Raw genomic sequence first — 23885 nt, 5'->3', positions numbered from 1 at the left:
CAGTGCCCGGCGAACGCCATCCACGCGGACGGGCAGCGGGGCCGGCCGGGCTGTTGCAGGTGCTGGAGGCGAGCGGCACGCTGCTGGTCGCCATGGTGCGTACATGTGCCGCGGATCAGGACCGGGGCGCCGCGGTGAGCCTCGCGACATCGGAGGCGTAGACGGTCATCCAGTGCGGATGCAGTCGGTAGTAGACCACGTCGTTGTCCCAGTCGAAGGAGTCGTCGCCGTAGAAGTCCTTGAAGTACGCGAGCAGGTCCGGCCAGTCCGCGGCCGACTCGCCGTCCTGGGGGTTGAGGATCTCCACCGTGCCGTGCGTGAACACGCCCAGCTCCTCACCGCGCATGTGCGCGGCGCTGGCGGTGGGGCGTGCGGCGAGGTGGCGGGCCTTGGCGGCGTTGCGTGCCGTGCCGAAGTGCCACTTTCCGTGCAGGAAGTGCCCGTCCACACCGCTGATCCGCGGCTCGCCCTTCGCCGTCACGGTGGACAGGGCGAGGGTGCACATGCCGGTGAGAACCTGGGTGAGCTGCTCTGCGGTCAGAGTGCGCTCGCTGTTGATGATCGAGCGGAGGTGCGAGGTGGAGCGGGAGAGGGAGGCATCGAGGAGGGCCTGGAGCTCGTTGAGCTCTTCCGGCGTTTCGCGCATTGGAATCCTTGTCTATCCGTAGGGCCCGGTCCACGCCCACCATCGACGCCGACCGGCGAAACCATGCTCGACCCAAAACCCGACACCTTGTGTCGTATTTTTTCACCCGCCTCGCGGACCACGGCGGGCCGCCTGGCCGGACGCCACACCCTGCGACGACAAGCGCGCCGGGAGGACGGCGAGCGGACCGAGCACGCTCCGAGCCGGCGATATCGTTCCCGTCATGCACCGATCAACCGAAGCCGGATCCTCCCCCGTGACAGCGGACGACCTTGACCTGGCCGTTCAACGTGCCGTCGGCGTCCTTCGGGAGGCGCCTCCGGTGGCCTGGGACGGCAAGGCCGGCTCACTGGAGTGGGACTGCTGGGAGACCGTCGAGCACCTCAGCGACGACCTCTTCTCGTACGCCTCCCGACTGGGCCTCAGGACACCACCTGTGGAGAGCAGAGTGCCCTTCGTGCGGGAGCGCAGAAGGCCCCAAGGCCCTTCGAACACCATCCACGCGGACCGCGCGGCGGGACCGGCCGGGCTGTTGCAGGTGCTGGAGGCGAGCGGCGCGCTGCTGGTCGCCATGGTGCGTACGGCATCGCCGGAGGTCCGCGCCTACCACGTGCACGGGACGTCGGACCCGGAGGGCTTCGCCGCGATGGGAATCGTGGAGACCCTGGTGCACACCCACGATCTGGCCGAGGGGCTGGGGCTCGCCTGGACCCCACCCGCCGACCTGTGCTCGCGGGTGCTCGCCCGGCTCTTCCCGGACGCCCCGACGAGCACGGCCCCCTGGCCCACCCTGCTGTGGGCCACCGGCCGCGCCGAACTACCCGGGCGCCCGCGTCTGACCACCTGGCGCTGGTACGGGGCACCCCGAGTGTAGATCTCCGAGGGCCCGCCGAAGGTGACGGCCTCGGCAGGGCCTTCGACACCGATGGCGTGCGCGGCGGCGAGGCCTCCCCTGCCCGGCGCCCCACTCGCTCTCTCATCCCTGTCCCATCCCTGAGAGCCGATGATGAGTTGACTTATAATAAACATCCTCCTCATTGATAGAGATGATCATGGACAAGCCCGTAGAGATGTTCGACCGTGACTACGAGTGGTCGGAGCTGTCGCGATTCGTCCGCTACCCGGGGCCGGAGGCGACGCTGGGCGTGGTGTCCGGGCGGCGTCGTCAAGGTAAGACCTTCCTGTTAGACGCGGTCTGCCGGGCGACGGGAGGGTTCTACTTCGCCGCGACCGAAGCGACCGAGGCCGAGTCTCTCCAGCAGTTCGGCACGGCACTCGCCCGCCATCTCGGTGAACCGGTCCCTCGCAGGTTCACGCACTGGGATGAAGCCGTCGAGTTCCTCATGACCATCGCCGCCACCGGGCCGACCCCGGTGGTCATTGACGAGTTTCCCTATCTGGTCAGAGCCTCTCCGCAGCTTCCCTCCCTGATCCAACGGGCTCTCGGCCCTCAGGGACAGCGTCAGGGCAGTGCGGTACGGCTCCTGCTCTGCGGGTCGGTGCTCTCCTTCATGGGATCACTGCTCGCGGGAACCGCGCCGCTCCGCGGCCGGGCGAGTCTGGAGCTGGTGGTCTCCACCCTTGACTACCGGCTGGCCCGGGATTTCTGGGACATCGTCGACCCCGCCCTCGCGTTGCTCGTCAACGCGGTCGTCGGCGGTACTCCCGCCTACCGGCGCGAGTTCACCCTTGGCGACGTCCCCAGCGGAATCGAGGACTTCGGACCGTGGGTTGTTCGCAACGTGCTCAACCCGGGCCGGCCCCTGTTCCGTGAAGCCAGGTTCCTCCTCGCCGAAGAGCCGGAGCTACGGGACGTCGCCCTGTACCACGGTGTTCTGTCGGCGATCGCGAACGGCAACCACACCCGCGGCGGCATTGCCGGATACCTCGGTCGCAAATCCACTGATCTGAGCCATTCCCTGACGCTCCTGGAAGACGTCGGGATGATCGCCCGGGATCCGGATGCCTTCCATGGCAAGCGTTCCACCTACCGCATCACCGAACCCATCCTCAGCTTCTACCACGCGATCATGCGGCCGGAGTGGACCGACCTGGAGCGTCCCGGTTATGCCGAGCAGGTCTGGGACCGTTCACAGACGGCGTTCCGCAGCAAGGTCCTCGGTCCGCACTTCGAACACCTCGCCCGCACCTGGACACGCTGGTATGCCCACTCCGAAACTCTCGGCGGTCTGCGCACCCGTGTCGCCTCCGGGATCCTGCCCGACCCTGCGGCCAGGAGCAGCCACGAAATCGACGTGGTGGTCTTCGGACGTGACAGCGAGGGTAAAGAGGTCATCCTCGCGATCGGTGAGGCGAAGTACGGCGACGTCATCGGCCGCGCTCACCTTGAACGCCTTGAGCGCCTCCGTGAACTGCTCATCCGTCGCGACGACCGCGCCACCCCCGGCACCCGGCTTCTGCTGTTCAGCGCCGCCGGCTTCATGCCCCAACTGCGGGAAACCGCGCAGAGCCGCACGGACGTACAACTCATTGATCTGACTCGTCTCTACGAGGGTGCCTGAGTTTCTCGATGCTCTGTCCTTCACTTCCGTATTGAAGGACAGGTTCACCGAGAGGCGCTTCTGGGTTCAACGCGGTGGCTCCACGCCTCCCCCGGTTTCAATCACCCGATCTGGCCCAGGCGGAACAACCTCAGGTTCGTCGTCCGGAGCGTGAGCGCGCCTCGCGGAATGACTCCGTCTGTCTTTGCCCCGTACAGACTCGCAAAACCACCAAAAAAGATCACCGCAGGTAACGATTGGCTGCGGCAATGCCGGGCCACCTCGTCCCTGACCAGCCCACGTGCGATTATCGCACTATGAGAGAGGTCGGAGAGTGGGCAGACGTGGGCGATCGCGTCCGCGAATGCCGCGTTGCGGCTGACATGTCCCAGGAGCAGCTCGCATCGGCCATGAACCTGGACCGTACGATGGTCGCCAAGATCGAAGCGGGTACCCGACGGGTGGACGCCCTTGAACTGGCAAGGCTGTCGTCGGTTCTCGGCGTTCCTCTGACGCATTTCCTGCGCCGGCCTCCGGCAGTCGTATCGCGTCGTACCGAACTCATCGACGACCCGGCAACGGACGCCGCCCGCCAGTCTTACCAGCTTGAAGCAGCTCTGGCGACGTGGCTTGACGATGTCCGGCAACTTGTCGAGCTACAAGAGTTTGCTCCTCCTACGCCCGAGAAATTCCACGGTGCCGTGGAGAACGTCGAGATCGCCCGCCAAGCGGCCAGGTGGGCCAGGCAGAAACTTGGCCTTGGAGTTGATCCGATCAGTTCGCTGATGAGCGTCTGCGAAGGGCTCGGCCAACTGGTGGCGGTGGTCGACACGCCGGGAGACGGAGCCTCTCTGATCGAGGACGGAATCGCCGTGGCGGTCGTCAGCAGCCAGGGGGATCCCGGAAGACGTCGAGCGACCACCGCTCACGAACTGGGTCACATGATCATCGGCGATGAGTACTCGGCGGATCTGGGCGTCCACACCTCTCGCGCCGAAAGAGAACTGGTGATCGACGCTTTCGCCGCAGAACTTCTTCTTCCCATCGAATCTGTGCTGAACGGCTATTCGGGAAACGAGGGTTCCTTACGAGATCCCCTCGTAGTCCTCGCCGCCAAATACCGAATATCCTGGTCATTGGCCATCCGCCAAGCGGTCGCAGCCGGAGTCCTGGGCAGGGACGCCAGGGATCTGCGACGGAAGAATCCAACGCGCGCCGAACTCATGGAGGCCGTGGGCTGGACGCCACAGCCTGATCTCCAAGCGGTGCGCGTGCCGCCGGGGTACGCTCACGCCGTGCTGCAGGCATGGAAGAAGAGCCGGATAACCACATCCCGTGCCGTGGAACTCATGCGTGGCCAGATCGTGGAGTCAGACCTCCCCACCCGCGAGGAACCGGACCTCGAACCTTGATCCCTCCCGAACCGGATCTCGCCCTGGTGTTCGACGCGATGTGCCTCAACCACTTCGCACGCGCCGAACGCCTGGACGTTCTACGTGATCTCCTCATCGGTAGAAACTGCCTGACAACCCATGTCGTACGGGAGGAGTTGCGTGCGGGGGTTACCGAACATCCTGCCCTGCTGAACGTGCTGGATTCGGACTGGCTTGGTGTCGCACGCCTGGACTCACTGCAGGAGATCAGATGTTTCGCGAAATGGTCGCAGCGGATTGGCTCCTCAGAACGGAACCTCGGCGAAGCCAGCGTGTTCTCGGCGGCCGAACTCTGCGGTGGAATCGCGATCACCGACGATCGAGAGGCTGTGGCGGTGGGCAGGAACTTCGGCCTGAAGGTTCACGGAACCGTGTGGCTGCTCGCAATCGCCTGCCGGGACGGCAAGCTCAGCGAGGTGGGAGCGGGCAACATCGTCGATACGCTCAAGGCAACGGGCATGCGGCTACCATGCTCAGGTGCGACGTTCGGCCCTTACGCCCGCCGTCATGGGCTCTATTGATCTTTGGCGAGCAAAGCAGCACTTTCACGCCTTGACGACCGATGCCCACCACGTGCACGGGACGTCGGACCCGGAGGGCTTCGCCGCGATGGGGATCGTGGAGACCCTGGTGCACACCCACGATCTGGCCGAGGGGCTGGGGCTCACCTGGACCCCGCCCGCCGACCTGTGCTCGCGGGTGCTCGCCCGGCTCTTCCCGGACGCCCCGACGAGCACGGACCCCTGGCCGACTCTGCTGTGGGCCACCAGCCGCGCCGAACTTCCCGGGCGCCCGCGCCTCACCACCTGGCGCTGGTACGGCGCGCCCCGGTCATAGCGGGCACATCAGACGGAGAAGCCGCGGAGGTCGCATCCGTCCCGGTCCAGAGCCTCGGCGCAGCGGGCCGCCACCACCTTCCGTGCGTCCGAGGACTCATCGTCCAGTTCCAGGACCGGGATGTCGTAGGCATGCCCGCTCCGGCCCGCTCCGAGATCCGCCGTCTTGTCGAGCCCGGTCCAGCGGCGCACCCACCGTGGAATTGAAAACTATTCTTTACACGACCTTGACTGTGACTGTATGTTGTCGCTAGATCACCCTACGCACTCAAACGAATGTAGGTGAGCAACCATGCCGGACAACGGCACCGAACATCCCCCGGACCCCCGGGTGGCGTTCGCGGACGCCACGGCGGCCAGCACGGGAGAGTCGAACGAGCGGCCGGGAGCGGCCGACCGCGTCGCGGTCGTCGCGAAGAGCGACGACCACCTTCCCCCGGTGGCCGGCGAGGCGCTTGACGACAGGCCCCTCGCCCTGCGATTCACGGAAGCGGAGGAGTAGACATGCAGCTGCGTTTCCGTAACCGCTACACCTCCAAGGTGTGGGTCGCGATCATGTTCTACAGCCCCGACGGCTGCCGCGACTACGGCCAGTGGGGCACCCGGGGCTGGTGGGCCATCGATCCGGGCGGTGAGGCGTTCGTCCTCAACACCAACAACCGCTACGCCGCCTACTACGCCGAGGCCGCCAACGGGGCCGTCTGGACCGGCCCCTACGGCCCGATGTACGTCTATCAGAACGCCTTCGACTCCTGCATCAACATCGGCAGCACCGCTGCCAGGCGCGTCGGCACCCGTCTGATCGACATGAACGGCTACTCCACGTACTACGTCAACCTCGTCGCCTGATCCGTCCCCTCACCTGACGTCCCGACCGGCACCGACCGGTCCGGCCTCGCGGTGAGGACCCAACTGAGCGCCTCCTGCGTGACGGACACCGATCCCCTTCTCCGGGTCCGTCCCCTTCTACCGGGAGGCGCTCGCCCCCAGAACATCCACCGGGAAACGCACGCCGCCGGACCGCTCCCTGCCCCCACGCATCGAGACCCATGCCGGGCAGGCGAAGGGTGTCGCCCCCTCCGGCCTCGGACGAGAGCCGTTTCCTCCCCACCGTGAACGACGGGGCCTCCACGCTGCGACGGTGCCGGGTGTGCTCATCGGCTGCCCGATCCAGCACCGGCTGGATCATCCCCCCGCGATCGAGTCACGCATGACGGGCCTGTTCCAGAGCCGCACAGGCGGCGCAGTGGCCGGGTGCGATGCCTGACGACCGGCGATCGGCGGAGTGCGGAAGCAGTAACGCACGGGGCGCCCTGACCGTTCCACAGGCGTAACACCTCGCTCCTACGTTCGGTCTCACGCCTTTGGATCCAAGTTCGGATCCAGGAGATCGAGGAGCACGCATGGACGCATCGACAGCGCCCGGCATCCACATCGAGAAACTCACCAAATCCTTCACAACGCGCCCCCGGGAGGTGGTGGCGCTCGACGGGGTCGACATCCGCTCCGGAGAGGGGGAGTTCGTCTCCCTGCTGGGGCCGTCCGGGTGCGGGAAGAGCACGATCCTGCGGATTCTGGCGGGGCTGGAGGAGCCGACCTCCGGTGGGGTGCTGGTGCACGGTGAGACCCCGGCCGAGATGCGCGGTCGCCACCACCTGGGCATCGCCTTCCAGGACAGCGCGCTGCTGCCATGGCGGTCGGTGCGGACGAACATCCGCCTGCCGCTGGAGATCGGCAGAGGCACGGCGGAGGAGGGTTTCGTTCAGGAGCTCATCGACCTGGTCGGTCTGTCGGGATTCGAGAACGCCCGGCCCCACCAGCTCTCCGGCGGCATGCGCCAGCGGGTGGCGATCGCCCGCGCCCTGGTCGTCAAGCCGCGGGTGCTGCTGCTGGACGAACCGTTCGGCGCGCTGGACGACATGACCAGGCAGAACCTGAACGGCGAGCTGCTGCGCATCTGGACGGAGCGGCCGGCGACGACGCTCATGGTGACGCACAGCATCGCCGAGGCGGTGTTCCTCTCGGACAGGATCGTGGTGATGAGCGCCAGGCCGGGCCGGGTCAGGGAGGTCGTGCCCATCGATCTGCCCAGGCCACGTCCGCCGGAGCTGTCGCGCACGCCGGAGTTCCACGCCTACGTGGACCGCCTGTCGGCGATCCTGTTCGGCCAGGCGGTCTACGCGGGAGACCCGGGATGATCGTGCGTTTCACCGGGGCCGCGATCATCGTGGTCGCCTGGCAGGTGCTGGGCGGGCTAGGGCTGCTCGGCCCGGGAATCGCGCCGCCCACCGAGATCGTCGCCGGGGTGATCGCCGACGGCGTCGCCTTCTACACCTTGCACGTGCCGGCCACGCTCGGCTCGGCCCTGCTCGGCTACCTGTGGGGCAACCTGGCCGCCATCGGATGCGCCGCCCTGGTGATCGTGCTGCCCTGGCTGGAGAAGCTCATCCTGCAGATCGGGATCGCCTCCGCCTGCATCCCGCTGGTGGCGATCGCGCCGATCCTGGCCGCGGTCTTCAACGGCCCGACGGCGTGCGTGGTCATGGCGGGGGTGTCGGTCTTCTTCACCACCTTGGTCAGTACGGTGAACGGGCTGCGCCTGTCCGACCGAACCAGCGAAGACCTGGTGCGCGCCTACGGCGGCGGGCGGTTCGCCGTACTGCGCAAGGTGCAGTTGCTGTCGGCGCTGCCGAGTGTGCTCACCGCGTTGAAGATCGCGGTGCCGGCCGCCGTGCTCGGCACGATCATCGGCGAGTTCATGGGCCAGGAACGCGGTCTGGGCGCCGCCCTGATGGTCGCCCAGCAGGCCGCGGACGTCGTCCGCACCTGGGGGATCACGCTGGTCTCGAGCCTGCTGACCATCATGGCCTTCCTCGCCCTCGCCGCCGTCGAGCGCCTGGCCACCCCGTGGACGGAGGCGTCCCGATGAGCCCTGTGGTGAAGAGAGCGGCGGGTGGGCTGCTCGTCCTGGCAGGCACCGTCATCGCAGTCGTCGTGGTGTGGACCGCGTTCCTCGCCGTGGTGGACGTCAGCCCGTTCGTGGCCAAGACGCCGCTGGACGTGTGGACGTATCTGACGAGCGCGGCCAACCGGGCTGCGATGTGGCCGCTGCTCGGGCGCACGCTGGCAGACGCCGCCTTGGGGTTCGCCGCCGGGCTCGGCCTGTCCACGGCGATCGCGTTGCTGTTCTACTTCTCCGGCGTCGCAGAGAGGATGTTCCTGCCGGCCCTGGCCTCACTGCGGGCCATTCCGATGGTGACGGTCGCCCCGATCATTGTGCTGGTCTTCGGGCGGGAGGAAGCAGGCACCGCGGTCATCGGCGCCGCGATCGTCCTCGTCCCCGCGCTGCTGACCATGCTGCACGGTATCCGTTCCGCACCGGTGGCCGGACTCGACCTGTGCCGCGCGTACGGCGGCACGGCCTGGACCGCGTTCACCAAGGTCGCACTGCCGCACGCCGTGCCAACCTGGTTCACCGCCGCGCGCATCTCCGTCACCACCGCGATCGTCGGCGCGCTGCTCGCCCAGTGGCTGGCCTCAGGCGCCGGGCTGGGCGGGCAGATGATGCGCGACGCCAACGAGTTCCAGTTCGACCGCCTGTGGGCGTCCGTCGTCGTGCTCACCGTGGTCTGCATCGCCGTCTACCAACTGCTCGCCCTTGTCGAGACCCTGGTCCAATCCCGTCTTAGGAGTTCGTCATGACCCTTGCCCGGCGCCGGTTCCTCATGGCCACCGCCGCGTCCCCACTACTGCTGGCGGGCTGCGGAAGCGGGCGGGAGCCCGCCGCCGGCGCGGCCAGGTACGGGATCGCGACCCAGCGGCTCGCCTGGATCAAGAACACCCAGTTCGCCGGCAGCTACGTGGCCGACAAGAAGGGTTACTACCGGGCGGAGGGGTTCGGCGGCAGCGAACTGGTCGCGGGCGGGCCCACGGCGCCGCCGATCGAGTCCGACGTGCTCAGCCGTACCTTCGCCGGGGTCTCTCAGGTGCCGATCGTCGGCGCGGCGGTCGCCAAGGGCGCGCCCTTGAAGATCATCGGTGCGGTCTACACCCGCTACGCCGGTTGCGTGATGTCGATGACCGACAACCCGATCAAGACCCCAGAGGACCTGTACGGCAAGACCATCGGCTGCGCCTCCTCCAGCGAGCCGGTGTGGCGGACGTTCCTGGCGGCGCGGGGGCTCGACCAGTCCCGCATCAAGACCGTGCCGGTCCAGGGCAACCCCATCGGCATAACGAAGGGGGAGATCGATGGGTACCTCGGGTTCATCAACAGCCAGGTCATCGACCTGAGACACCTGGGGCACGACATCACCACGATGCTCCTGGCCGACGTGGGCTTCCCACTGGTGGGCCAGACGTACGTCACCACGCAGGAGAACCTCGACAGCAACAGGGACAAGGTCAAGGCGTTCCTGCGCGCCGAGATCAAGGGCTGGCGTGAGGTGCTCGCCGATCCGCAGTACGCGACCGACCTGACCGTCAACGAGTACGGCAAGGACCTCAAACTCAACCCCGCGGCCACCCTGGACTGCTGCAAGGCGGGCAACGACCTCATCCGCAGCGGGGAGCCCGCCCAGCAGCTCATCTCGCTCACCGACGAGCAGGCGGAGAGCAACGTCGAAGCGATCAACGCCGGTGGCTTGAAGCTCACCGTGGACCGGCTGTTCGACCTCGGCCCTATCCGCGAGATCTACCAAGCCGACCCCGCCCTGGCCGCGACCGTCAAGAACTGAGAGGCAAGCAGAACATGGATTTCGTCATCACCGGCGGGACCGTCGTCTCCCACGACGGCCGCCACCACCACGACGTCGCGGTCGCAGGTGGACAGATCGTCGCGGTCGGCGAGCGGCTGGCGGCTTCCGGCGTGCCCGCCGTCGACGCCACCGGCCTGCTGGTCCTGCCTGGCCTGGTGGACGTGCACGTCCACTTCCGCGAGCCGGGCATGACCGAGAAGGAGGACTTCGCCAGCGGCACCAGGGCCGCCGCCGCGGGCGGCGTCACCACTGTCGTGGACATGCCCAACACCGTGCCGCCCGTGGCGACCGCGGCCGGCTTCCAGGAGAAGCTGGACCTGGTCTCCGGCAAGGCATACGTGGACTTCGGCCTGTACGGCATGCTCGGCCAGGACAACGCGGCGGAGATGACCAAGATGGCCGAGCTCGGCGCCATGGGCTTCAAGCTGTTCATGGGCCAGACCACCGGCGACAACCGCTGCCCCGACGACGCCTCCATCTTCAAAGGGCTCGAGGCCGCCGCGGCGGCGGGCCTGGTGGTGGGCGCGCACGCCGAGAACGACCACCTGCTGCGCCTGTTCATCGAGCGGCTGAAGGCCGCCGGCCGTACCGACCCGCGCGCCCATCTGGAGAGCCGGCCGGAGTTCGTCGAGGTCGAGGCGGTCACCCGGTTCGTCACGCTGGCGAGCGCGGCCGGCGCCAAGGCGCACATCCACCACCTGTCGACCGGGGCGGGCCTGCAGCGGGTCCGCGACCTGCGCGCCCAGGGGCACCGGGTCAGCGTCGAAGTGCTGGTCGCCCACCTGCATTTCGACGATTCGGCCTATGACACGCATCGCAACCTCATCAAGCTCAACCCGCCGATCCGGCCGGCCGCGGACGTGGCCGCGCTGTGGGACGGGGTGGCCAAGGGAGACGTGGACGTCATCGCCACCGACCACGCCCCTCACACCGCCGCCGAGCAGGCGGAGCCGGACGTGTGGAAGGCGCACGGAGGATTCGTCGGAGTGGAGACCATGCTGCCGCTGCTGCTGACCGCCGCCGCCGAGGGCAGGATGAGCGTCGAGGACGTCGTCCGGGTCACCTCCTACGCACCGGCCCGGCGCTGGTCGATGCCGGGGAAGGGCAAGGTGGCCCCCGGATACGACGCCGACCTGGTGCTGGTCGACCCCCACGCGGAAACCGTGATCACGGGTGCTGAGCTGAAGTCCGCGCACGGAGTCACGCCGTACGAAGGCAGGAAGGTCACCGGTGCCGTCGTCGGCACGTACGTGCGCGGCCACCGTGTCTTCGACCGCGGCGAGATCGTCGGCGGCCCGGTGGGACGGCAGGTGCGGCCCCGTGCGTGACAACCTGAGCCGCGCCGTCGACCGCTGTCTCACGGAGTCCGGCCTGACCCACGGCGCCCCCGGCCCGCTGGCCGCCTCGCTCGCCGGCATCGGCACGACCGCCCCACACGCCGTGTCCGGCGGCCTGCTGCACGACGCCATGGAGCGGCTGGAGATCAAGGTCACCTCCGCCCTGGCGTACCCCTCGCCGGACGATCTGGTCGCCGCCGGCGACTGGGACCTCGCCCTCGTGCTGAGCCCCTGGAAGAAGGCGGTGTCCGAGCTGGTCACCGAGATCACCCCCACCGCATCGGCCACCGGTGTCATCGACACGATCGTCAGGAACGGCGGCTACCTGACCGGCGTCAACACCAACGGCTGGGCCGCCTGGGCCGCGATGGACACCCTGCTCGCCGGTCACGACCCGGCCGGCGTGCTGGTGCTCGGCTCGGGCGGCTCGGCGGGATCCGTCGCGCACGCCGTACGGCGGGCTTGGCCGCGGGCGCGACTGGTGGGCAGCGCGCGCGACGCCGCCGCCCTGGCGGCCTGGGCGGAGAGGTACGGGGCCGAGGCCGTCGCCCCCGCGGACCTGGACCGGCCGGCCGACCTGATCGTCAACACCACGACCTGGGGAGAGACCGAGGACTCCGAGCGGAACCCGTTCGCCTTCCCGTTCGAGGCGATCGCCGCGCCGGGCGGGCGCCTGTTCGACCTGAACAACCGCACCTCCGCACTTCAGGGCATGGCCCTGCGCGCCGGGATGAGTGTCATGTCCGGCACGTACATGCAGCGGGTGACCAACGCCTGCCGCGCGGCCCTGGTCAAAGCACGGGCGGAGGCACAGGCACGGTGACCGCACGCGAACGGGTCTACCGCTACCTGCGCCAGCGCATCACCACCGGTGAGTACACCGGCGGCACCCGCCTGGTCGAGGAACAGATCGCCGAGGAACTGGGTGTCAGCCGCACCCCCATCCGCGAGGCGTTGCAGCGGCTCGCCAGCGACGGTCTCGTCCAGCGGGTGCGCCGCGGCCACCTCACCGTGGTCGAGTTGGACGCCGCGGCCAGAGGAGAGATGCACCTGCTGCGCGTGGCGTTCGACCAGGTGGCCGCCGGCCTCCTGGCGGAGAAGGCGGACCTGGTGGACTGGGCGCCGCTGTACGCCCTGCTCGATCCGCTGGGGCAGGCGCTGGAGGAGCACGGCATCGCCGGCCCGCAATTCTCCATGGCCCATCTCGACCTGCACATGGCGATCAACCGGGCGGCCTTCTCCACGATCACCTCGGGCTTCCTGGAACGTCAGGCGTTCCTGTACCCCTCCGACGACTACGTCCAGCAGTCGGGGCACGAGCCGGTGTCCCAGCACCGGGCCCTGCTCGACGACCTGTCCAGCGGCAACGCCGAACGCGCCGTCACCGCCGTACGCGTACACGCGCTGCGCGGGCACGGCAACTCCACGCTATAGGAGCGTCCTTCATGGACCAGCACGTCACCATGTTCGTCAACGGCCAGGCGATGAGCGGCGGAGAGCTGAACGACGCCCTGGCCATGGCCCGCTTCAGCGGGAAGGTGCGCACTGCACCTCGCTACCGGTTCTTCTCCTTCCACGACACCTTCCCCGGCCTGCTGCCGGCCGGCCCCGGCGGCTGGGGGGTGCCCGGGGAGATCTACGAGATCTCCTACGCCGACCTGCGCGAACGGCTCCTGCCGAGGGAACCCGCCGAGCTGGAGCTCACCGTCATCGAACTGGAGGACGGCCGGAGCTCGCTCAGCATGGTCTGCCGGTCGGACCCGGCGGGCCTACCAGGCGTCACCGAGATCACCGAGCCGGGCGGCTGGCGGGAGTACCTGGCCAAGCGGGCCGAGCGATGAGGCACCACCTGGGCTGCGCACCCGGCACAGTCTCCTGGGGCGCGCTTCCCACCGAGCGGACCCCGCCGGTCCTGGAAGTCGACAGCGGCGACGTGGTCGTCTTCGACACGGTGTCGCAGGAGGGGCTGATGCCCGACCAGGGGCGCGACCCGGTCTCCTATTTCGGCGCGTTCGGCGTGCCCGCCGACGGAGTGCTGGCCGAAGCGGCCGAGATCGCCGCCTCCGGGCTCGGCCCGACACTGGGCCCGCATCTCGTGCTGGGCCCGGTGCGCGTACGGCAGGCGCGGCCAGGGGACTGGCTACGGGTGGAGTTCCTGGACTTCGATCCCCGCGTGCCGTACGGGGTGATCTCCAGCCGGCACGGCCGCGGCGCCCTACCCGGTGAGCTGCCGAGCAAGCCGCTGGTCAGCCGGTTCTGCGCGCTGACACCCGACGGACGCTACGCGGTCTTCCCGCACAGGGGCGGGGAGGCGCTGATCGAGGTCCGGCCGTTTCTCGGCCTGTGCGGCGTCACCCCGGCCGGCCCGGAGGCGCTCGGCACCATCCCGCCCGGGCCGTACGGCGGGAACCTCGACCTGCGCGAGCTGACTGCGGGCAGCACGCTCCACCTGCCCGTGCAGACCGAGGGAGCCGGGTTCTACGTGGGCGATCCGCACTTCGCCCAAGGCAACGGCGAGGTCGCGCTCACCGCTCTGGAAGGCTCGCTGCGCGCCACCGTACGCCTGTCGGTCGCGGACGCAGGCCCAGGGGCCACGACGTGGCCGCTCGCGGAGACGCCGGACGCGTGGATCACGGTCGGCCTGGACGAGGATCTCGGCGAGGCCATGCGCCAGTGCGTACGCCAGGCCGTTCATCTGCTGCGCGAGGTGACCGGGATGAGCGCGGACGAGGCTTACCTCTATCTCAGCGGGGCAGGCGACTTCGCCCTCACACAGGTCGTCGACATCACCCAGGGCGTCCACTGCCGCATCTCCAAGGCGCTGATCGCTGATCCCTGCGTCGGCAGGTTTCCAGAAAGGGCTCCTGTTTATGATCACTGAGACTGACCTGCGGCATCTGCGCCGTTGCGTGGACCTTGCGGCCGAGGCGCTCGATGCCGGAGACGAGCCGTTCGGTTCGGTGCTCGCCGACCCCACGGGTGAGGTGCTGCTCGAGGAGCGCAACCGGGTGAACGCCGTCGACCGCACCCGCCACCCGGAGCTCGCGATCGTCCGGTGGGCGGCGGCGAACCTGTCCCCCGAGGAGCGCGCCGCGGTGACGGTGTACACCTCGGGCGAGCACTGCCCGATGTGCGCGGCCGCGCATGCGCTGGTCGGCCTCGGCCGCATCGTCTACGCCACCTCCAGAAAGCAGCTCAGCCAGTGGCGAACGGAATGCGGCGCCCCACCCAGCCCGGTCAGTCCGCTTCCCATCCAGGCGGTGGCGCCCGGCGTTCGGGCGGAGGGACCGGTGGAGCAGTACGTCGACGAGGTACGTGCCCTCCACCGACGCCTGATGACCCACGGCTGACCCCGCCGGTAACGCCCCGACCGGCCCGCCTTCCCCAATCCACAAGACGAAAAGGACATCAACTCGCGCAACGCCCTCTGGGAGTCACCTCACCTGCGAGTGCCGTTCCTGGCCAGCGTGACCGCCTCGGTGAAGCGGTGGTATCGGGACAGCTCCTCCTCCACCGGGTCGAGCACCAGCTCGCGGGCGACCCGGTCGACGCTTTCCCGCAGTGCCCTCGCCGCCCTGCGGGCGCGGCGCCGGCCGCCGGCCCAGGAGGCCACCCGGGAGAGCAGCGCGATCAGCAGGCCGAGCAGGACACCCCCGATCAGCAGCGTGGTGGGCCAGGGCAGCTCTCCCGCCGTCGGCAGGTAGAGCTGCGGAAGTCGTAGGTAGTCGATGGCGACCAGGGCGAGCAGCCAGGCCCCTCCGGCGAGCACCGTCGCCAGCGCCGGCCACTGCGCCAGCCCGGCCAGCCGCCACCACAGGGGCCGCCGGGCGGCGCCGAGAGAGGTGGTGGCGACCGCTCGGTCCAGGCCGTCCTCCAGTTCGTCCCCGTGTGACCTCGCCGCCTGCCGCACGGCCGCCGTCCACGGCGCGGGCAGCCCGGCCGAGGCGCTTCTCGCGGCCTCTCTGATCGCGTTGTCCATCCGGGAGCGCTGGACGACCGTCGCGACGGGGATCGAGGTCCTCCCGACGATGTTCCCCTCAATGTTTCCCTGCTCCCCCGACTCCCCCGAGGCACGGCTGGTGGCGTCCAGGCGGAGGCGGCGGAGCGGGTCGGGCCGCAGGCGGCGGATCCACCGGGTGGGCGGCCATCCGGTGGCGGCGATCGAGCGGTGCCGGTAGGACCTGGCCACGGCCTCGACGACGGCCGGCACCCCGGCGGCCTCCGACAGCGCGTCCCTCAGCGGCTTCACCAGATTGTCCATCGAGAGGTTCTCTCCTGGAGTGGTGGCGCTGGACGCCTCTCCAAGCGCGTCGGCGGCCATACCGGTGTCGGCGGCGAGGCGTGCGGCCCAGGACCGCCGGTTGGCGACCCGGGAGGCGAGCAGGGAGCGCAACTCGGGGATGCCCGCGCCGGTGCGGGCGGAGACCCCGATCACCGGCACCCCGGCCGGCCCGTCGGTGTCGAGGAGCCGCCGGAGGTCCTTCAGGCACCGCTCGGCGGCGGCCGGGGAGAGCCGGTCGATCTGGTTGAGGACGACGACCGTGACCTCCCGGTGCCGGGCCAGCGGCCTGAGGTAGCGGTCGTGGACCGCCGCGTCGGCGTACTTCTGCGGATCGAGCACCCAGACCAGCAGGTCGACCAGCTCGACGAGCCGGTCGACCTCCAGCCGGTGCGAGGGCTCGATCGAGTCGTGGTCGGGCAGGTCGAGCAGGATCAGCCCCGCGGCCTCCCCGTCCATCCCGGACGGCTGACCGACGGGCACCGGAGCATCGGGGACGGGACCGGCGGAACGGATCTCGCGACCACCCTCGGAGACGCCGGAGCCGGGAACGTCGAGAAGCTCGTGCTCCCCGGAGGCGAACTCCTCCTGGGCGACGTCAGCGGAGCGGATCTCGCGATCCCTCTCGGGGGTGACACCGGCCGAGCCTGAGGTGTCCAGGAGCTCGTGACGGCGGGGGACACCCAGCCAGTCGAGTAGCGGTCCTGCCCCGCCGCCCTCCCAAAGGGCGGCCTGGGCGGTCGAGGTGGTCGGCCGGGTGACCCCGACCGTGGCGAGCGAGGTGCCGGACAGCAGGTTGAACAACGAGGACTTACCACTGCCGGTGGCTCCGGCCAGCGCGACCGCGGTGTGGTCGACCGACAGGCTTGCCCGTACCCCGGCGCGGGAGACCACCGAACGCGCCACGGCGACCGCCTCGGCGTCCAGCCGCCCGTCGGCCAGGTCGGCGGCCCGTGCCAGCGCCGCCAGCCGGTCGTCCAGCGAGACCGCCTTCTCCCTTCGCAGCAGCTTCACGCCTCGCCCACCTCTCCGGCGCCGGTGGCGCGCGGCCCCCCGTCATCGGTCCCGCCACTCACACGTGGAACGTCGTCGGACCCGTCGGGCGGATGCGGACCGTGCCCACCGGGCGGGCGCTGGACGCCACCGGGCGGGCGCTGGACGCCACCGGGCGGGCGCTGGACGCCACCGGGCGGGCGCTGGACACCACCGGGCGGGCGCTGGACACCGGACCGCTGCCGGGAATCAGGTACGACCGCGGCGGAACCCGCGCCTTCGGGGGCGGAGCCCGGCGAAAGAGCGGCCCGGCGGTCCACGACGGGCAGTTCGCGCAGGTGCTCGCGTACCGCGTCCGCGGTGGTACGGAGGGCGGGGGCGGTGCCCTCGGGGGGCTGGACGGCGTCCAGGAGGGTGATGAAGCGGTCGGCGTCCTCACCGAGGAGGATCGCCACCCGGGCGCGCAGGTCGGAACGGGCCTTGACGGTGAGGGTACGGACGGCCTGGTCGCCGAAGACTGCCTCCAGGACCTTCTGGCTGAGCACGCTGGTGCCTCCGGCGATGCCGACCTCGATGCCGGTCAGGCCGCCGGTCGAGGCGAACACCGCGAGCATCAGCAGCAGCCCGGCGCCGTTGAGTCCGAACGAGGTGATGCGGGCGGTGGTCCGCTTGTCCGCCCCCTCCTTTCTGACCAGGTCGAGCACGTACGACTGCCAGCCCCTGACCGCCTCCTGCGCCCTGGCGGGCAGGTCGGCGGAGGCCCGGCCGAGACGCCCCGCGGTGGCGACCCCTTCACGCTCCAGCAGGGCGCGTCCCGCCGGGTGCGATGACCACGACTCCATCAGGCGCTCGGCGGCACCGTCGGCCGAGGCCCTGATCAGTGCCTCCACCCCGCTCTCCAGCGCGACCCGCAGCTCGCTCTCCGGCGCGGGCCGCCCGGTGACGAACGCCACGAGGCGGTCCCTGACCCGGCCGACCCGGCTTTCCAGGGAGCGCATCAGGTCGCCGGTCCCGATGAAGTCCTGCCATCGGGCCAGGACCTCCCCCCGTAGCAGCGACCCGTCCCGCATGCCCTCGTCGAAGGAGGCGAGGCCCACGGCGTAGGCGGCATCAGCCATCGAGCGCAGTTCGGCGGCCCCGGCGTGCTGGCGCTCGACCGCTCCGGCGAGCGCGGGAACGCGGGTGGAGAGGCTCTCCAGCGCGCCGGACAGGGTGTGGCGCACCACGTCGGCGCGAGAACGGGAGTCGGCGGCGATGGTGGTGAGCCAGTCGGCGATCGGCTGGACCGCCTGGCGCGGCAGCCGGGCGTTCTCCTCGGGCAACACCAGCTCGGGCACCTCGAAAAGCCGAGTCCCGCCCAGGCCATTGGCCTCCAGCAGCCGGGCCAGGTCCTTGCGCACCACACTCAGTGCCTCCGGCGGCACCCGGGAGAGGATGACGGCCAGGGCCGTGCTCCGCTCCCTGGCCGAGCGCAGGAAGCTCCAGGGGACCTCGTCGGCGTACCGGGCGGCGGTGGTGGTGAACAGCCACAGGTCGGCGGCGGCGAGCAGCTGGGCGGCCAGCTCGCGGTTGGCGGTGACGACCGAGTCGATGTCGGGGGCGTCCAGCAGGGCCAGTCCCGGCGGGAGTGCCCCGGCGGTGACGACCCGGAGCGTGCCGGGCTCTCCTCTGCCGTTACCGGTGACGCGGGGCAGGCCGGGCAGGATGTTCTGGGCGGTGAACCAGTCACGGTCGGCGGGACTGGTGACCAAGGTGGGGGCCATCGTCGTGGGCCGCAGCACGCCTGGCTCGGAGACGTCCGCACCGACCAGGGAGTTCACCAGCGTGGACTTGCCTGCCCCGGTGGAGCCGCCGACGACGGCGAGCAGCGGGGCGTCGATGGCGCTCAGCCGGGGGATGAGATAGTCGTCGAGCTGGCCGGTCAGCTCGCGCAGTGCCCGGCGATCGGCCGCCACGTCACCGATCGTGAGGGGGAACAGGTCACGGTCGAGATGTCGCCGCAACTCTCGCAGCGTCTCCAGCAGACCGTCGTTGTCGCCCATACGGTCGATCCTGCCCGATGGGATGTCCTCTAGACGCGTATCGCCCCGCCGCTCTGCGCGGTTCCGGAGGTGAGGTCACGACCAAGGCGTCTGCCGCAGGACCGCGGCCCCTGCCCTACGGGACCCCTCAAAACGAAATTGGCCCCACCGCCTGACCGGGTTACGGGGGCGAACTCGGTAAAGCGGTGGGGCGCAGCCCTCGGATCTCAGCCGTGGACCGTGCCGGACTCGTCTCCCCCGCAGCTGGAGGCGAGCCCGAGTCCATCGGATGGTTCCGAGGCGATCGGGGGTCATGCAGGGTCTATTGGAACACACAAAACTCAGAATCAGGTCAGGTAGAGCTGAATATCGGCTGAAAATTCAATCATTGCGCGGGGGGCGCAGAACGTATCCCACCCCGCGGAGGGTGTGGATGAGCCGTGGCTCGGCCGTGTCGACCTTCCGGCGCAGGTAGGAGACGTAGGACTCGACCACCCCGGCGTCGCCGCCGAAGTCGTAGTTCCAGACGTGGTCGAGGATCTGCGCCTTGGACAGCACCCTGCCGCTGTTGACCATGAAGTAGTGCAGAAGCTTGAACTCGGTGGGCGACAACCGCACCGGGACGCCGGACCGCCAGACCTGGTGCGCCTCCTCGTCCAACTCCAGGTCGCCGACCTGCAGGCGGACGGGCAGGTCGAGGTCTCCCCTGGTACGCCGGAGCACGGCCCGGATTCGGGCGAGGACCTCCTCCAGGCTGAACGGCTTGGTCACGTAGTCGTCGGCCACGCGCAGCCCGGCGACCTTGTCGTCGGTGCCGTCCCGCGCGGTGAGGAAGAGCACGGGCATCTGCTCGCTCATCTCCCGCAGCCGCCCGGCCACGGCGAAGCCATCCATGTCGGGCAGCATCACGTCCAGCACGACAAGGTCGGGACGGATGCGCTCGGCGAACTGCATGGCCTCCCGTCCGTCCGCCGCGGTCACCACCTCGAATCCGGAGAGTCGCAGGCTGGCCGAGAGTAACTCCCTGATATTCGGTTCGTCGTCCACGACCAGCAATCGGGCTTCCACACTGTCCAGCACCCCCCGAGGCTCGCTCACCTCTCTGGAACGAAGCTCAGCCGAGGCTGAACGTTTCCTGGGAACCTGCTCACCGTCGGCCGCCCCCCTCGTTGATCGCGGTCGCGGCGACCGAGCCGTCCTCGGCCCTGGCTCCCTGTACGACCACGGTGCCGCCGGGCTTGAGGTCTGCGACCCTGCCCTCCTTCGTGAGGCGTACGGACGTCTCGCCTGTGGTGTTCACGGTCACCACGGATCCGTCGGCTGTCTGGAGGTAGACCTTCCCGCCGTCCACCCGCTGCACGGTGCCCACGGTCATGCCGCCCCGGCCACCGCCGCCCGGACCGTTCCCACCCTGACCCGCGCCCTGACCACCCTGACCCGCGCCCTGACCGCTCTGCTGACCGCCGCCGAAGCCACCGGGCCCTGCAACCTGTCCGCCCTGGCCCGCGCCCTGCCCGCCCTGCTGACCGCCGCCGGGCCCCGTGCCCTGCCGCATCGCGGCTCCCGGGGCGCCGGCCGGACCGGACGGACCGGATGTACCGCCCACCGCCTTCTGCACCTGGATACCCACGATCACCCCTGCCACGAGCATCACCCCGGCGCCCAGCACGAGGGTGAGCGTGGCCAGGCGGCGTGGCGGCCGGGCCGCCAGCTCGCTGTCCAGGTCTCCCGGGAACGGGGAGCTCTCCAGAGGTCTCCCCGCCGGGACCGTCTCGTCGGCGTTGCCGCCCATGTCTCTCTCCTTGCCTAAGCCGTACGGGTCACTCGTGGCGCAGGGCCTCGATGGGCCGGAGCCTGGCCGCCCGGTTGGCCGGGTAGCCGCCGAAGAACAGCCCGATGCCCACGGAGACGCCGAGGGCCAGCGCGATCGAGGACGGTACGAGCACCGGCGAGATCCCGGCGATCGTGAAGCGGGTACCGGCGAACGCGATCGCGACACCCGACAGGCCGCCGACCAGGCTCAGCACCGTCGCCTCCAGCAGAAACTGACCGAGGATGGCGCTCCTGGGCGCGCCGATGGCCTTCCTGATGCCGATCTCCCTGGTCCGCTCGGTGACGGTGACCAGCATGATGTTGGTGATGCCGATGCCGCCGACCAGCAGGGAGATGGCGGCGACCGCGCCGAGCAGGGCGGTGAAGATCCCGATGGTCGAGCTGACCGTCTCCTGCAGGGTGGCCTGGTTCAGGATCCGGTAGTCCGCGGTGCCCGTCGGGGTGATGCCGTGCCGCTGGTTGAGTACGGCGGTCACCTCGGCCTGCGCCGAGTCGGTGGTGTCCGCGCCGGTCGCCTGCACGACGATGGAGCCGAGCGCGCCGAACCCGGTCAGGCTCTGCTGCACGGCGGGCAGCGGCACGACTGCCACGTCGTCCGCGTCCTGCATGCCCGTGGAGCCCGACTCCTTGAGCACCCCGATCACGGTGAACGGCACCCCGGAGACGCTGACCGGCCTGCCGACCGGATCGGCGGTGCCGAACAACCCCTCGGCCACGGTCCGCCCGATCACCATGACCTTCCTGGCGGCCAGCACGTCGTCGTTGACGAAATAGGTGCCGCTCTCGACGGGCTTGTTCGTCGCCTCGAAGTAGCTGGGGTAGGTGCCCACGAGCTGCGCGATCGTATGACCGGCGCCCTCGTGGACCGCGGCGGCCGAGTTCATGGTCACCACCGGCGACACGCTCCGTACCGAGGGCACCTGCTCGCGGTCGGTCAGTGCCCTGGCGTCCTCCAGGGTGAGCGGCCTGGCCTGGGTACGCGGGCCGCTGTTCTGGCCCCCTCCCGCCAGGCCCGCTCCGGCCCCGCCGAAACCGCCACCACCACCCCCGGCGAAGGACGCCGAGATGGTGAGGGTGTTGGCACCGAGCCGCTGGATGGACTGCTGGATGCTCTGCGAGGCTCCCTCGCCGAAGGCGACCAGCAGGATCACGGCCGCCACCCCGATCAGGATGCCGAGCGTGGTCAGGAAGCTGCGCAGCTTGTTCGCGGCCAGCCCGCGCAGCGCGAACCGCAGGATCTCCAGCCGGCTCACCTGGTGACCTCCGACATTCGGGGCGGGAGACCGTCGGCGGAGGCCTGGCGGCGATCCTCGATGATCCGGCCGTCCACCAGGCGGATGACCCGCTTGGCGTGGGCGGCCACATCGTCCTCATGGGTGATGATCATGATCGTCCTGCCCGAGACGCTGAGCCCGTCGAGGATGCCCAGCACGTCCTCGGTGGAGGCGGTGTCGAGGTTGCCGGTCGGCTCGTCGGCGAGGAGGAGTGCGGGCGCGGTGACCAGCGCCCTGGCCACGGCCACCCGCTGCTGCTGGCCACCGGAGAGCTCGTTCGGCTCGTGGCGGACCCGGTCGGACAGGCCGACCTGCTCCAGTGCCGCCAGGGCGCGGGCCCGCCGATCCGCGGCGCCGACCCCGCCGTACGCCATGGGCAGCTCGACGTTGGCGAGCGCGCTCATCCGGGGGATGAGGTTGAACGACTGGAAGACGAACCCGATCTTCCGGTTGCGGAGCACGGCGAGCCGGCGCTCGTCCAGTGAGCCGACGTCGGTGCCGTCGATGTGGTAGTCGCCGGAGGTGGGCACGTCCAGGCAGCCCAGGATGTTCATGAGCGTGGACTTGCCTGATCCGGAGGCGCCCATGATGGCGACGTAGTCGCCCCGCTCGACGCTGAGCGAGACGCCCCGCAGCGCCCGGACCTCGGCGTCTCCTCGGCCGTACACCTTGGTGATGTCCTTCAGGGAGAGGACGGGGACGGTCATCTGCCCGCTCCTCCCCCGCCGCCGAGACCGCCGCCGCCGCCGCGACCACCCCCGCCGCCGAGGCCGGGGAAACCTCCGCCCTGCTGGGTGGTGGTCCCCGTGGCAGCCGGGCGGACCACCTGGTCGCCCTCGTTCAGCCCGGATTTGATCTCGGTGAGCATGTCGCCCTTGACCCCGAGCTCCACCTGGACGGGCACCTGCCGCCCGTCCCGCAGGACTGTCACGGTACTGCGGGAGCCCGTCGTGGAGATCACCGTGGAGGAGACCGCGAGAACGTCCTCCACACTCTCGACGACGACCCCGACCGTGGCCGTCTGGCCAAGCCTGACCTCGTCCGGCACCTCGGTGAAGGAGATCGTCACCGGGTATTGGACCACGTTGTTGCTGGTGGTGGCAGTCGGCTGGATCTGGATGACCTTCCCGGCCGCGGTGACGCCGCTGAGCGCGTCGAACCCGATGGACGCCGCCTGGCCGACCTTGAGCCGGGTGACGTCGGACTCGGTGAAGGTGCCGACGAGCTGGAGTTCGCCGGTGTCGGCGATGTCTATGAAACCGCCCGTGCCATCCGAGCCGCTCGACGTACCGCCGGAGGCACCGGAGCCGCCCGAGTTGCCCGCACTGCCCGTGCTGCCCTCGTTACCGGTGGCCTTGGCGGACGCACCCGAGGAGCCCCCGACCGTGCCGTTGACCGCGGTGACGGTAGCGGAGAACGGCGCCTTGATGACCGTGCCCTCCACCGCGCGCCGCGCGGCCCGGTAGGTGTTCCTGGCCGTGACGTACTGGGCGTAGGCCGCGGCGGTCGAGGTGTCGTCGTCCGCGGTGTCGAGGGCGGCGGCGGCCGCGTCCAGGCTTTCCTGCGCCGAGTCGTCGTCCAGCCTGGCGAGGATCTGGCCCTTGGTGACCTTGTCCCCCGCCTTGACGTAGATCTTCTCGACGGTGCCGCTCGATGCGAAATCGAGCGCCCGTGCGCGGGCGCTGGCCACGGCCCCCGAGGCGGAGACGGAGGCGGTGACCGTGGCCCGGGTCACCTGCACGGTCCGCACCGCGGCGTCGGCGGATGATGCCTCGCCGCCGAGGGAGGAGTAGGCGATCACCGCTCCGCCCAGCAACAGGACCCCGAGGGCCCCGTTCACGATCAGCGCTCCGCGCTTGGTCGACAGCTTCACAGCGCTCGACCCTGGCGTACCAGGCTTGGGCCTACCCCGGCGAAGGCTGAAGATTTCCTGTAGACCGCGTCGTACCGTTCAGGATGCACAGCAAACCTTCAG

General features: G+C 69.8%; 26 protein-coding genes. 17 read left to right on the top strand and 9 right to left on the bottom strand.

Annotated features, from left to right (window positions below):
* Positions 1-115: 115 nt before the first annotated feature.
* Positions 116-646 carry a pyridoxamine 5'-phosphate oxidase family protein gene (locus OIE13_RS33725; RefSeq protein WP_326645425.1) on the bottom strand — a complete coding sequence of 177 codons (531 nt, stop codon included), beginning with the start codon at positions 644-646 and terminating at the stop codon, positions 116-118.
* A gap of 223 nt (positions 647-869) precedes the next feature.
* On the opposite strand from OIE13_RS33725, the gene OIE13_RS33720 reads away from it, so the two are divergent.
* The 5 genes from OIE13_RS33720 (at position 870) to OIE13_RS33700 (ending at position 5417) form a co-directional block, all read left to right on the top strand.
* Positions 870-1520 carry a maleylpyruvate isomerase N-terminal domain-containing protein gene (locus OIE13_RS33720; protein WP_326645426.1) on the top strand — a complete coding sequence of 217 codons (651 nt, stop codon included), beginning with the start codon at positions 870-872 and terminating at the stop codon, positions 1518-1520.
* A gap of 178 nt (positions 1521-1698) precedes the next feature.
* Complete coding sequence (locus tag OIE13_RS33715) at positions 1699-3168, top strand: AAA family ATPase (RefSeq protein ID WP_326829221.1); 1470 nt, start codon at positions 1699-1701, stop codon at positions 3166-3168.
* Positions 3169-3491: 323 nt separating this feature from the next.
* The gene (locus OIE13_RS33710; RefSeq protein ID WP_326829220.1) at positions 3492-4559 is read left to right on the top strand and encodes a helix-turn-helix domain-containing protein; all 1068 of its coding nucleotides are present in this window, start codon (positions 3492-3494) and stop codon (positions 4557-4559) included.
* Positions 4556-5101 carry a hypothetical protein gene (locus OIE13_RS33705; RefSeq protein WP_326645432.1) on the top strand — a complete coding sequence of 182 codons (546 nt, stop codon included), beginning with the start codon at positions 4556-4558 and terminating at the stop codon, positions 5099-5101. Before OIE13_RS33710 ends, OIE13_RS33705 begins: the two co-directional genes overlap by 4 nt.
* A gap of 31 nt (positions 5102-5132) precedes the next feature.
* A complete protein-coding gene (locus OIE13_RS33700; RefSeq protein ID WP_326829219.1) occupies positions 5133-5417 on the top strand; it encodes a hypothetical protein in 285 nt (94 codons plus the stop codon).
* Positions 5418-5425: 8 nt separating this feature from the next.
* Here the strand turns inward: OIE13_RS33700 and OIE13_RS33695 are convergent, their stop codons facing one another.
* On the bottom strand, positions 5426-5608 hold the full coding sequence (locus tag OIE13_RS33695) for a hypothetical protein (protein ID WP_326645435.1): 183 nt from the start codon (positions 5606-5608) through the stop codon (positions 5426-5428).
* Positions 5609-5708: 100 nt separating this feature from the next.
* On the opposite strand from OIE13_RS33695, the gene OIE13_RS33690 reads away from it, so the two are divergent.
* From OIE13_RS33690 to OIE13_RS33635, 12 genes are all read left to right on the top strand, one after another.
* Positions 5709-5918, top strand: a complete 210-nt coding sequence (locus tag OIE13_RS33690; RefSeq protein ID WP_326645437.1) for a hypothetical protein — start codon at positions 5709-5711, stop codon at positions 5916-5918.
* A 2-nt stretch (positions 5919-5920) separates the two neighbouring features.
* Positions 5921-6265, top strand: a complete 345-nt coding sequence (locus OIE13_RS33685; protein WP_326645438.1) for a DUF1036 domain-containing protein — start codon at positions 5921-5923, stop codon at positions 6263-6265.
* A gap of 554 nt (positions 6266-6819) precedes the next feature.
* Positions 6820-7614 (top strand): ABC transporter ATP-binding protein, encoded by a 795-nt coding sequence (locus OIE13_RS33680; RefSeq protein ID WP_326829218.1) that lies wholly within the window; start codon positions 6820-6822, stop codon positions 7612-7614.
* Positions 7611-8345, top strand: coding sequence for an ABC transporter permease (locus OIE13_RS33675; protein WP_326645442.1), 735 nt, complete (start codon positions 7611-7613; stop codon positions 8343-8345). Before OIE13_RS33680 ends, OIE13_RS33675 begins: the two co-directional genes overlap by 4 nt.
* Entirely contained in the window at positions 8342-9118 is a 777-nt protein-coding gene (locus tag OIE13_RS33670) for an ABC transporter permease (protein ID WP_326829217.1), read from the top strand. Before OIE13_RS33675 ends, OIE13_RS33670 begins: the two co-directional genes overlap by 4 nt.
* Entirely contained in the window at positions 9115-10152 is a 1038-nt protein-coding gene (locus tag OIE13_RS33665) for an ABC transporter substrate-binding protein (RefSeq protein WP_326645446.1), read from the top strand. Before OIE13_RS33670 ends, OIE13_RS33665 begins: the two co-directional genes overlap by 4 nt.
* A gap of 14 nt (positions 10153-10166) precedes the next feature.
* Positions 10167-11501, top strand: a complete 1335-nt coding sequence (allB, locus tag OIE13_RS33660) for an allantoinase AllB (RefSeq protein ID WP_326829216.1) — start codon at positions 10167-10169, stop codon at positions 11499-11501.
* The gene (locus OIE13_RS33655) at positions 11494-12333 is read left to right on the top strand and encodes a hypothetical protein (RefSeq protein ID WP_326829215.1); all 840 of its coding nucleotides are present in this window, start codon (positions 11494-11496) and stop codon (positions 12331-12333) included. The genes allB and OIE13_RS33655 overlap by 8 nt, the downstream gene beginning before the upstream one ends.
* Positions 12330-12944, top strand: coding sequence for a GntR family transcriptional regulator (locus tag OIE13_RS33650; protein ID WP_326645452.1), 615 nt, complete (start codon positions 12330-12332; stop codon positions 12942-12944). Before OIE13_RS33655 ends, OIE13_RS33650 begins: the two co-directional genes overlap by 4 nt.
* An 11-nt stretch (positions 12945-12955) precedes the next feature.
* Positions 12956-13351: an allophanate hydrolase-related protein gene (locus OIE13_RS33645; RefSeq protein WP_326829214.1), complete on the top strand. Its 396-nt coding sequence runs from the start codon at positions 12956-12958 to the stop codon at positions 13349-13351.
* Positions 13348-14391, top strand: a complete 1044-nt coding sequence (locus OIE13_RS33640) for an acetamidase/formamidase family protein (RefSeq protein WP_326829213.1) — start codon at positions 13348-13350, stop codon at positions 14389-14391. Before OIE13_RS33645 ends, OIE13_RS33640 begins: the two co-directional genes overlap by 4 nt.
* A complete protein-coding gene (locus OIE13_RS33635) occupies positions 14381-14860 on the top strand; it encodes a nucleoside deaminase (protein ID WP_326829212.1) in 480 nt (159 codons plus the stop codon). The genes OIE13_RS33640 and OIE13_RS33635 overlap by 11 nt, the downstream gene beginning before the upstream one ends.
* An 89-nt stretch (positions 14861-14949) precedes the next feature.
* Here the strand turns inward: OIE13_RS33635 and OIE13_RS33630 are convergent, their stop codons facing one another.
* The 7 genes from OIE13_RS33630 to OIE13_RS33600 form a co-directional block, all read right to left on the bottom strand.
* Positions 14950-16803 carry a GTPase gene (locus OIE13_RS33630; RefSeq protein WP_326645461.1) on the bottom strand — a complete coding sequence of 618 codons (1854 nt, stop codon included), beginning with the start codon at positions 16801-16803 and terminating at the stop codon, positions 14950-14952.
* Positions 16800-18824: an ABC transporter gene (locus OIE13_RS33625; RefSeq protein WP_326829211.1), complete on the bottom strand. Its 2025-nt coding sequence runs from the start codon at positions 18822-18824 to the stop codon at positions 16800-16802. Before OIE13_RS33625 ends, OIE13_RS33630 begins: the two co-directional genes overlap by 4 nt.
* A 360-nt stretch (positions 18825-19184) precedes the next feature.
* A complete protein-coding gene (locus tag OIE13_RS33620; protein ID WP_326645466.1) occupies positions 19185-19901 on the bottom strand; it encodes a response regulator transcription factor in 717 nt (238 codons plus the stop codon).
* 49 nt (positions 19902-19950) lie between these two features.
* Positions 19951-20595, bottom strand: coding sequence for a hypothetical protein (locus OIE13_RS33615; protein WP_326829210.1), 645 nt, complete (start codon positions 20593-20595; stop codon positions 19951-19953).
* A gap of 28 nt (positions 20596-20623) precedes the next feature.
* On the bottom strand, positions 20624-21889 hold the full coding sequence (locus OIE13_RS33610; protein WP_326645470.1) for an ABC transporter permease: 1266 nt from the start codon (positions 21887-21889) through the stop codon (positions 20624-20626).
* A complete protein-coding gene (locus OIE13_RS33605) occupies positions 21886-22617 on the bottom strand; it encodes an ABC transporter ATP-binding protein (protein ID WP_326829209.1) in 732 nt (243 codons plus the stop codon). Before OIE13_RS33605 ends, OIE13_RS33610 begins: the two co-directional genes overlap by 4 nt.
* Entirely contained in the window at positions 22614-23783 is a 1170-nt protein-coding gene (locus OIE13_RS33600; RefSeq protein ID WP_326645473.1) for an efflux RND transporter periplasmic adaptor subunit, read from the bottom strand. The genes OIE13_RS33605 and OIE13_RS33600 overlap by 4 nt, the downstream gene beginning before the upstream one ends.
* Between the last annotated feature and the right edge of the window lie 102 nt (positions 23784-23885).

This window comes from Streptosporangium sp. NBC_01810, assembly GCF_035917355.1.
Taxonomy (GTDB): domain Bacteria; phylum Actinomycetota; class Actinomycetes; order Streptosporangiales; family Streptosporangiaceae; genus Streptosporangium.
This window is presented reverse-complemented; position numbering and strand designations above follow the sequence as displayed.

What these genes read in the sequence shown, in the direction of transcription:
- OIE13_RS33605 (WP_326829209.1), bottom strand. Translation starts at nt 22,617, where the DNA reads ATGACCGTCCCCGTCCTCTCCCTGAAGGACATCACCAAGGTGTACGGC.
- OIE13_RS33725 (WP_326645425.1), bottom strand. Translation starts at nt 646, where the DNA reads ATGCGCGAAACGCCGGAAGAGCTCAACGAGCTCCAGGCCCTCCTCGAT.
- OIE13_RS33715 (WP_326829221.1), top strand. Translation starts at nt 1,699, where the DNA reads ATGGACAAGCCCGTAGAGATGTTCGACCGTGACTACGAGTGGTCGGAG.
- OIE13_RS33640 (WP_326829213.1), top strand. Translation starts at nt 13,348, where the DNA reads ATGAGGCACCACCTGGGCTGCGCACCCGGCACAGTCTCCTGGGGCGCG.
- OIE13_RS33680 (WP_326829218.1), top strand. Translation starts at nt 6,820, where the DNA reads ATGGACGCATCGACAGCGCCCGGCATCCACATCGAGAAACTCACCAAA.
- OIE13_RS33625 (WP_326829211.1), bottom strand. Translation starts at nt 18,824, where the DNA reads ATGGGCGACAACGACGGTCTGCTGGAGACGCTGCGAGAGTTGCGGCGA.
- OIE13_RS33615 (WP_326829210.1), bottom strand. Translation starts at nt 20,595, where the DNA reads ATGGGCGGCAACGCCGACGAGACGGTCCCGGCGGGGAGACCTCTGGAG.
- OIE13_RS33685 (WP_326645438.1), top strand. Translation starts at nt 5,921, where the DNA reads ATGCAGCTGCGTTTCCGTAACCGCTACACCTCCAAGGTGTGGGTCGCG.
- allB (WP_326829216.1), top strand. Translation starts at nt 10,167, where the DNA reads ATGGATTTCGTCATCACCGGCGGGACCGTCGTCTCCCACGACGGCCGC.
- OIE13_RS33690 (WP_326645437.1), top strand. Translation starts at nt 5,709, where the DNA reads ATGCCGGACAACGGCACCGAACATCCCCCGGACCCCCGGGTGGCGTTC.
- OIE13_RS33645 (WP_326829214.1), top strand. Translation starts at nt 12,956, where the DNA reads ATGGACCAGCACGTCACCATGTTCGTCAACGGCCAGGCGATGAGCGGC.
- OIE13_RS33635 (WP_326829212.1), top strand. Translation starts at nt 14,381, where the DNA reads ATGATCACTGAGACTGACCTGCGGCATCTGCGCCGTTGCGTGGACCTT.
- OIE13_RS33670 (WP_326829217.1), top strand. Translation starts at nt 8,342, where the DNA reads ATGAGCCCTGTGGTGAAGAGAGCGGCGGGTGGGCTGCTCGTCCTGGCA.
- OIE13_RS33720 (WP_326645426.1), top strand. Translation starts at nt 870, where the DNA reads ATGCACCGATCAACCGAAGCCGGATCCTCCCCCGTGACAGCGGACGAC.
- OIE13_RS33675 (WP_326645442.1), top strand. Translation starts at nt 7,611, where the DNA reads ATGATCGTGCGTTTCACCGGGGCCGCGATCATCGTGGTCGCCTGGCAG.
- OIE13_RS33665 (WP_326645446.1), top strand. Translation starts at nt 9,115, where the DNA reads ATGACCCTTGCCCGGCGCCGGTTCCTCATGGCCACCGCCGCGTCCCCA.